9 protein-coding genes are annotated in these 8,376 nt (G+C 48.8%); all 9 read left to right on the plus strand.

The features are described from left to right. Positions 1–160 precede the first annotated feature (160 nt). Positions 161–658, plus strand: a complete 498-nt coding sequence (locus tag GX135_05180) for an RNA polymerase sigma factor (GenBank protein NLN85481.1) — start codon at positions 161–163, stop codon at positions 656–658. 53 nt (positions 659–711) lie between these two features. Next, positions 712–1,155 carry a hypothetical protein gene (locus tag GX135_05185; GenBank protein ID NLN85482.1) on the plus strand — a complete coding sequence of 148 codons (444 nt, stop codon included), beginning with the start codon at positions 712–714 and terminating at the stop codon, positions 1,153–1,155. 12 nt (positions 1,156–1,167) lie between these two features. Then, positions 1,168–1,617: a hypothetical protein gene (locus tag GX135_05190; protein NLN85483.1), complete on the plus strand. Its 450-nt coding sequence runs from the start codon at positions 1,168–1,170 to the stop codon at positions 1,615–1,617. Then, positions 1,614–2,168, plus strand: coding sequence for a hypothetical protein (locus GX135_05195; GenBank protein NLN85484.1), 555 nt, complete (start codon positions 1,614–1,616; stop codon positions 2,166–2,168). The genes GX135_05190 and GX135_05195 overlap by 4 nt, the downstream gene beginning before the upstream one ends. A 124-nt stretch (positions 2,169–2,292) precedes the next feature. Continuing rightward, on the plus strand, positions 2,293–3,744 hold the full coding sequence (locus tag GX135_05200) for a DUF4080 domain-containing protein (protein ID NLN85485.1): 1,452 nt from the start codon (positions 2,293–2,295) through the stop codon (positions 3,742–3,744). 396 nt (positions 3,745–4,140) lie between these two features. Continuing rightward, positions 4,141–6,309, plus strand: coding sequence for a T9SS type A sorting domain-containing protein (locus GX135_05205; GenBank protein NLN85486.1), 2,169 nt, complete (start codon positions 4,141–4,143; stop codon positions 6,307–6,309). A 165-nt stretch (positions 6,310–6,474) separates the two neighbouring features. Then, a complete protein-coding gene (locus GX135_05210) occupies positions 6,475–7,275 on the plus strand; it encodes a 1-acyl-sn-glycerol-3-phosphate acyltransferase (protein ID NLN85487.1) in 801 nt (266 codons plus the stop codon). A gap of 13 nt (positions 7,276–7,288) precedes the next feature. Continuing rightward, entirely contained in the window at positions 7,289–7,483 is a 195-nt protein-coding gene (locus tag GX135_05215) for a hypothetical protein (protein ID NLN85488.1), read from the plus strand. A gap of 4 nt (positions 7,484–7,487) precedes the next feature. Then, a complete protein-coding gene (locus GX135_05220) occupies positions 7,488–8,366 on the plus strand; it encodes a DUF58 domain-containing protein (GenBank protein ID NLN85489.1) in 879 nt (292 codons plus the stop codon). Positions 8,367–8,376: the final 10 nt, after the last annotated feature.

Raw genomic sequence — 8,376 nt, forward strand, 5'->3', positions numbered from 1 at the left:
AGGAAAACGTAAAACAAATCCTGTGTTACAAATAAACCCCCGCGCCAACCGCATTTTCCCCCTTCATCAGCGTTCCTTTTTTGAAAAATCTTGACAAGTGCCGCGCTAAATTTTTGCAGTATCTTATTCCGAGCATAGTATTGTTTGCAAGGTTTGGCACATGAGAAAAGAGCAGTTTGAAGATTTCCTAAACGCCCATTTCAAGCGGATATATCACTATCTATTGACGCTTTTGGGCAACGACAACGACGCCAATGACGTCGTGCAGATGGTCTTTATCTCATTTTATGAGCATATTGACCGCGTGGAGGAAGCCACAGCTCTGGCCTATGTTTACCGCATTGCATACAATAAAAGCATGACCTTCCTGAAGCAAAAAAACCGTTTTGTCCAGGTTGAACCCAGCACTTTCGACCGTTATCCGGATAAAAACGTCCCCCAACCCGAGCCCGACCACAGCCTCTTGCATGCCGCCATCCGAGAACTGCCTCCACGTTTGGGCAGTGTGATTCAACTGCAATATTTTGAAAAGTTGAGCTATAAGGAAATGGCAGAACAACTTGGCATCAGCGTGAAGGCGGTGGAATCGCTGCTCGTACGGGCAAAAAAGCAACTGCGGAAAAAATTGTTGAAGGATAGACGTGAAGGGAGAGTATAGATTATGAAACACAAAAAGCGGCTTGCCATTTGGGCAGCCAAAGAGAGGAAACCATGAGATGCAGCAAAGCTAAACGCTTGATCGAACTTCAGCTTGATAAAGAGCTGGGGAAAGACCGCGCGCTGGATCTGCATCTGCAAAATTGCGCGGCTTGTCGTGCCTATCGAGAGGACGGCATCCGCTTGCGGCAGATCCTGAACGCTGAGACCCAACCGGAATTTCCCGGCTGGCTCCACCACCGCATTATGGATCAAATTTCCGCCCACGAAAGCCGGCGCGTACATCTTAAACGTGCCCGTGGTTTCCAGACCATTCCCGCGCTCGCGGCGGTGGCTCTCAGCCTGATTCTTGGCGTTGCCATCGGCAAAACCGCCTATCCAAACGTCAATCCCCTTCCCGAAAATGCCGCCGAGATATACTCGCAGCAAAACCAAAACACCGATAACCGCGATGTTGCGGCCTTCGGTGAAAGCACCGTCACAGCGGATTTGTTCTAAAAGGAGGCCTCCATGAGCAAACGACTGACGACCATTTTGCTGCTTTTCTCGCTGTTTTTGAATCTCGGAATCATTGGCGGGTTCATCGTGATGAAAATCTATCGCCAGAACCACATTTCCCATCATTATCGTCCCGGCCCACCCAACGAACGTGGGCAGGAAAGGCCAGAATCTCCGGAGCATACCGACCCTGAAGTCATCAAGCTGCGCGAAGATTTTTATGCCATAAAAAAGGAACTGATGCAGGAAATGGCCAAAGATCCCGTAAACGAAACTGAAATCCTTTCAATAATCGATCGGTCCATCCTGGCGCAAAGCGATTTGGAACGCGCCATGGGCCATAAGTTGCTTGAATACCGCAAAAACCTGAGTGCCCAAGAGGCGGAAGAACACTTTAACACGCGCCTCGAACGCATGAAAAAGTTCGAAGAAAGACGAAACAACAGGAGAAACAAACAATGAAAAAATATGTGATTATAACCCTCGGAATACTGCTTGTGGCTGGCATGCTTGCCGCGCAAGGAAAAGATTATCCCCAAATCCAACGCAAACACGGCTCCCGCGCTCTCAGCCAACCCATGCCCGAAGCCGCTGAAGTCTGCACAGATATGATGAAGGAATTGAACCTCACCGAAGCCCAAAACAGCAAGATTACTCAATTGCAAACCAACCAGAAAAAGGCGATGAACAGCGTGAACGCAGAGATTGAGAACCTGCGTATTGACATGAATCAAGCCCTCAAGGCCAGCGATTTTAAAGCCGCGCAAAAGCTGAACGACCAGCTCCATGAAAAAATGCGCGTCAAATCAAGCACCCAACTGGAACACAAGGAACAGATTTTGAAAGAACTCACCCCTGAACAGCGTGAGAAATTCCAGCCCAAATATGAAGAAGCCCGCTACGGGCGCCCTAATGGACGCAACAACCCCACCCCCAGCCGCAAAAGCAAAATGACCCCCATGCAAAACTTCCGCCACACTCGCAGAGTGATGCAGCGGGATCTGGGACAATAACGGTAAATAAAAGAAAGTACTTCAAATCATCTCCTTCTCCTTCCTAAAAAAGTGAAGAATGAAGCGCCGGGAAGCCCAAAAACCCGGCGCTTTTTTTTCTGCTTAATAAAACATGGATATCCTGATGGGCAACAGCATTCGCGCGGGTCAGCGCTCAAATTCCTTGACAAGGGCAGGGCTTGCGCTCATTTTGCCAAAAAAGGAGAATCGCGTCCTGAACAAGAAAAGTAAAATCTGCCTGATTGGGCTGAACAGCGCTTGGTATCAAAGCACCCCATCGCTTTATATTCTGCGGGAAAACCTGCGCGGTTTGCCATATTCCATCAACCTGCTGGAGTTCACGCTTTCCGAACCGCTTTTTGACATCCTGACCCGCGTATATCGTGAAAAGCCTGATATAGCCTGTTTTTCCGCCTATATCTGGAACAGCTCCGTTGTTTTTGAATTGGCGCGGGAACTGAAGAAAGTTCTGCCCGGGGTGAAAACAGTTTTGGGTGGCCCCGAAGCCGGACGCGGAGAAGCCTTCCCCGAAGTTTTCGATTTTATCGTCAAAGGTCCCGGAGAGGGCGCGATTCGCAAGCTGGCAGAGGCTGGATTCTCCCTGTCCACAGGGGTTTACGAACTGCCAGCGCCGCATCTGCGGGAGCTTCCTTTTCCCTATCGACGCGCGGATAAATCCACCCTGCAAAATAAACTGGTCTATTACGAAAGCTCGCGCGGATGTCCATACCATTGTGCCTATTGCCTTTCCGCCTTGGATGACCGCAACGAAGCGCGCTTCAATCCAGATTCCGCAACCGACCGCAAAAAACTGTTCCAAGAGTTGGACGCTCTGCTCGCTCTGCAGCCTCGCACCCTTAAATTTGTGGATCGCAGCTTCAACGCGCAGCCACGGCTGGCGCGCTTAATTTGGGATTATGCCATCAAAAATCCCGCCCGCTGCGAATACCATTTTGAAATCTATCCAGAATTAATCAGCGAAGAAGACCTGCGCATTTTGGAACGGGTGCCCCCGCAGCGGATTCGCTTTGAAATTGGCATCCAAACCATCGATGCCGCTGTTGCCCGGGCTTGCGGCCGCGCCTCAAACTGGGCCAAGGCGAAATCAATTTTGAATGCCCTGCGTGAGCGCACCCAAATCTGCGTCCATGCCGATCTTCTGGCCGGCCTTCCCGGTGAAAAATACAGCTCCGTCCTGCGCAGTGTGGACGAACTGGCTTCCACCTTTCCCGCCGAAATCCAGCTCGGCATGCTGAAAATCCTGCCCGAAACCCCCATGCTTCAGATCGCCAGGGAACGCGGCTATATCTGGCAAGGCAGCCCGCCCTGGCAGGTGCTTGCCACGGATGCGCTGAGTTTCGAGCAAATGGCAAAACTGCAGGAACTTGCCAAAATCATCAATCTTTATTGGAACAAGGGTGAGTTTGTGCAAGAGTGGAAAACCATGCTGAAAGCCGGGGAAAAGGCGTCAAAATTGTTTTTGGAACTTTTGAAACAGCATCATAAGCTTGATTTGCAGCTACACAGCATTTCCAAAACCCAGCGCGCGGAGCTTTTTGCCACTTTGGAGCGATAGCTGTTCAAGCAAACAGATTAAGGCAATAAAACGCATTACACTTGTGTAGTTGTTACAGCGCTTTGATGGAAAGCGGGTCATATTTCGCCATCAGGTGGTTTTCCAAGATTCGTTTGAGGGTTTAAAAGGTTTGTCTCAATCAATATTCAGCATATAATGTATTTAATAGAGTGTAAATGATTAGGAAAAGCCGAATCACAATTCATTGAAAAATGCCTCTAAAAGCTGGATATCAAGGTTTTTATAGCGAAAATAATCGCTCCTGTTTTTCAAAACGGGAGCTAAACATAGATCATGAAAAACGAAAGCTCTGGGAACCCAAGGTTTCACAGGCTTTCGATAACGTGGGTGCAGGATTATTTCCGCCCTCAACCATTATTAAAACAGGAGACTGTTATGAAAAAACTTAGTATCTTTACCGCTGTGCTGGCTTTGTTTGCCTTTGGCATGTTGTCAGCGCAGTATCAGCAGATTTTCAATCAACCGTATGTGCCCAACCCCCAGGATTTGTATACCAGTACGGTTCACTATGAGCTTGGTGTCAACTATTGGATGAATGATGAATTCGAAGGTCTCACCGAAGCAATCAAAAAAGTGGAGTTTTATGGCACACCCGGAAACTGGACAAGCTTCGGCTGGGTTCCTTCCGTGGCAAACGAAGAAGAGCCTTTCATCGTAAGATTTTACGGCAAACCTGAAGGCCATTGGACCGAACCCAAACAGCCGCTTTTGGCGCCTGTCACCGGCACCTACACCGTGAGATTGTTTGACAGATATTTAGATGGCTGGGATTATGGCTGTCTGGATGTGATGGTGAATGGGGTCGTCGTTTTGGACGCCATCTCGCTTGGCAGCGGTCCAGAATATGCCGATTTCACTTTCTTTGCCAATGAGGGTGATGAAATTTCAACCCGCTACACTGCTGGAGATTATGCAGATGAAAACTGGTATGAAATTTTGGATCCGGACATGAATGTCATTGCCACGGACGGCGGTGATTGGGTGGCTCCCGTGGGTATATTTGTGCCTGAAGCGCTGTTTGCGCCGAGCACAGGAACCTACACACTGAACCTCTATGATGAATGGGGCGATGGCTGGAGCGGCGGCAGGCTCAGCGTTTATGTGGATGGAGTTCTTGTTTTGGAGAATCTGACCATATCCAGCGGAACCGGCCCCGATACATACACCTTCTTTGCCAATGCAGGCGACGAACTGGCCACCATTTTTGTTCCCGGAGGCTGGGCTTACGAAAATTCCTATGAAATCCTGGATCCGGATCTGAATGTGATTGCCGTTGATGGCGAAACGGGTGCGCCGGTTGGCCTTGGCTTTGTTTTAACTTACCTGGATGGCGAAATGGATTGGGAGGAACCCGATTACATGTTCTACGATGTGATGGCAACAACCACCTTCGTGGAAAGCGTGGAATGGGAGTTTCTTGAAGTCACTTGGAACATCTATAAATATGAGATTGAGCTTCCCGAAGAAGTGGATATTCAGGAAGGCTGGTTCTCAGCCCAGGCCATTGCTTATGGTGATGACCACTTGTTCATGTGGGCACCCGGCAGCGGTGGAAACATCCACTCCTATCAATATGAACATTATGGTATTGACGCCAAAACGGCTGACCGTAACCTGCTGAAAGATATGGCGAAAGTAAGTTCCGGCAATTCCCGCGACGATATCGATGATGACCTGGCCTTTGCTTTTTATGCGGAACTGCATGAAGTTGAAGCAATTACCATCTATTTCATCACCAACCCGCCCACCCCGATGGTGGCAGTTTATCACAATGGTGAATTAGTTGGTTACACGAATGAAGATGGCATTTTTGCCTATACCGGACTTTCCGAAGACCTGGAAGGAAGCTACCACTTTGAAGGTGGCGGCCGTACGTGGCAACCTCTGGAAGTCACCGATCCGGGAGCCGGGGATCAGATCCCTGTTATCGCGGTTGTCGTGACTCCTGTGGAACTTAGCAGCTTCACAGCCACGGTGAATGCGATCAACAACGTTGAACTGAACTGGGTGAGCCAGAGCGAAAATCACATGATCGGCTACCGCGTGCATCGCAACAGCAGTACCAACCAAAGCGGCGCCATCCTGATCACACCTGTGCTTATTCCTGCCACAAATACCAGCACGGCTCAAAGCTACAGAGTTACGGACAACAGCGTCGAGATCGGCCAAACCTACCACTATTGGCTGGAAGCGGTGGAATATCTGGGCAGCGATTTCCATGGTCCCGTGAGCGTGACCGTGGAAGGAAACGTGCCACCCGTGCTGCCTGAAGTCACCTCCATGAAAAATGCCTATCCCAACCCCTTCAAGGCTGGCAGCAGAACCAATATCGAAGTTGCCCTCAAGGCTGGTGAAAGCGGTGAACTGAACATCTATAACCTCAACGGTCAATTGGTGAGATCCTACAAACTTGACCAAGGCAGCCACAGCATCGTTTGGAACGGTAAAGATCAACGCGGCGCCACAGTTGGCAGCGGAATCTACTTCTACAAACTGCAGACTCCTTCCTTCAATCAGACCAAAAAGATGGTCATCATGAAATAACAATCACAAATCTTATGATGGAACCCCGTGGCAGACGCTGCGGGGTTTTTTGTTGGATGAAAAAAGGGATGGTTTTGAGCGAAAATCCTTGACAGAAAGCAGCGCCGGCGCCTAATGGATAAATTGACAAAATATCGTAAAAAGCAGAACACAGGAGAAAGAAAAGTGAAATGGATAATCAAGATCCTGCAAGTCCTCTGGCATATTATTATTTTATGCGATTTTTTTGCAAGGTCTTTCTTTATTCGGCTTTTTAACCGGGATCCAGTAAAACGACGCCAAAAAGAGATCAAGAACACCAAACGCGCTGCCAATTGGTTTTTGCGTTCATTTAACGTAAAATTAAAAGTGAAAAACCCTGAGCTTTTGGCTAGGCTGACAGGTGAAAAATATCTGGTGGTGTCGAACCATTCGTCCTTTTTGGATATTTTCATCCTGGGCGCGGTGGAAAAATATGTATTTATCACTTCCACCCAGATGAGTGAGACGCCAGTGCTGGGAAGCATCGTTCGCAACGGCGGTTGCCTCTATACAGACCGCAAGAAAAAAGTCAACCTTCCCCAGGAAATAAAGAGATTCACCGAAGTTTTGAGTTCCGGCTTTAAGGTGGTGCTTTTTCCTGAACAAGCTGGCACGGATGGTTCCACTGTTAAAGAATTTTGGCGCTCGCTTTTCCAGGTTGCGGTTGATGCGGGAAGCACGGTATTACCTGCCTGCATCCGCTATAAGAGGCTGGATGGAAAACCAATTACGGACGAAAACCGCTCCGTGGTCAGTTGGTATGAAGGCATAAATTTTTTGAAATACTATTGGAATTTGATGGCGCGAAAGCTGGAAGCGGAACTCTGCTTCCTGGACCCGCTGGAATTTGATCCGACGCGAAACCGCAGCGAATTGTCTGACCTGGCATACGAGCGGGTGCGGGACGCGTTCCACAGCTACGACGCGCAATATAACTTGCAATAAAACGGGAGAAAAAATGTCCAAAGACAAGGAACGGCTCAAACTTGGCCCGATTAACTATATCATTTTGGGAGTGGCGTTGCTGCTGCTCATAATCGGCTACATCATCATGGCCAAAAATGAGATTGCGATTTCGCCGGTGATTTTGGTGATTGCCTACGCTATCATCATCCCATTCGGTATTCTTTACAAAGGAAAGCCCAAGGAATAAGGTTTTGACGCTGCTCACAGAGGAAACCGCGGCAAAACTGAAGCGCTATCAGCTTCAGGCGCGGATGATTGTGGAAGGTTTTTTGGTGGGATTGCATAAATCCCCCTACCACGGTTTTAGCGTGGAATTTGCGGATCATCGTGAATACAACAGCGGCGATCCGGTTAAAAATATCGATTGGAAAATCGTTGCCAAAACCGACCGCTACTATGTGAAGCGCTTTGAAGAAGAGACAAACCTGCGCTGCCACATCATTTTGGATCATTCACGCTCCATGTTCTACGCTTCGGGAAAGAGCAGCAAGATTGACTACGCCTGCCGTTTGGCGGCGGCGCTGTCATGGCTCATGATTGGTCAGAAAGATGCCGCAGGTCTCATAACTTTCAACGAAACCATCACCTCAATGTTGCCGCCAAAGGCATACAGAGGCTACCTTTCACAAATCTTTCGTGTGTTGGCGGAACTGGAGCCAAAGGATTCCACGCGCCTGTTGGAAAATCTGCACAAGGCCGCACAAAGCATCCGTAAACGCAGCCTCATCATCCTGATTTCAGATTTGCTGGATGACCCCGACCGCGTGATTGATGGACTGCGACATTTCCGTTCCCAACACCATGAAGTTTTGGTTTTCCACATTGCGGACATCCAGGAAGACAATTTCGACTTCAAGCGTGAGACAGAATTTGTGGATAGCGAAACTGGCGAAAAGATTACCGTAAATCCTTGGCAGATTCGCAAAGAATATTTGGAAAATTATTCCGAGCACATCCAAAAACTCAAGAAAGGCTGTCACCAATACCAGATAGAATACAACGCGGTTAGCACAGCCACCCCGCTGGAAGACCTGCTTCTAAAGTATCTTCTGGTGCGCAAAAAGGGTTAGGGTGGAGACA

It is taken from the genome of Candidatus Cloacimonadota bacterium, assembly GCA_012522635.1.
In the GTDB taxonomy this organism is placed as follows: Bacteria; Cloacimonadota; Cloacimonadia; order Cloacimonadales; family Cloacimonadaceae; genus Syntrophosphaera.

Excerpts from the sequence above, each read along its gene's own strand:
- GX135_05185 (NLN85482.1), top strand. The coding sequence starts at position 712 with ATGAGATGCAGCAAAGCTAAACGCTTGATCGAACTTCAGCTTGATAAA.
- GX135_05180 (NLN85481.1), top strand. The coding sequence starts at position 161 with ATGAGAAAAGAGCAGTTTGAAGATTTCCTAAACGCCCATTTCAAGCGG.
- GX135_05190 (NLN85483.1), top strand. The coding sequence starts at position 1,168 with ATGAGCAAACGACTGACGACCATTTTGCTGCTTTTCTCGCTGTTTTTG.
- GX135_05195 (NLN85484.1), top strand. The coding sequence starts at position 1,614 with ATGAAAAAATATGTGATTATAACCCTCGGAATACTGCTTGTGGCTGGC.
- GX135_05215 (NLN85488.1), top strand. The coding sequence starts at position 7,289 with ATGTCCAAAGACAAGGAACGGCTCAAACTTGGCCCGATTAACTATATC.
- GX135_05200 (NLN85485.1), top strand. The coding sequence starts at position 2,293 with ATGGGCAACAGCATTCGCGCGGGTCAGCGCTCAAATTCCTTGACAAGG.
- GX135_05205 (NLN85486.1), top strand. The coding sequence starts at position 4,141 with ATGAAAAAACTTAGTATCTTTACCGCTGTGCTGGCTTTGTTTGCCTTT.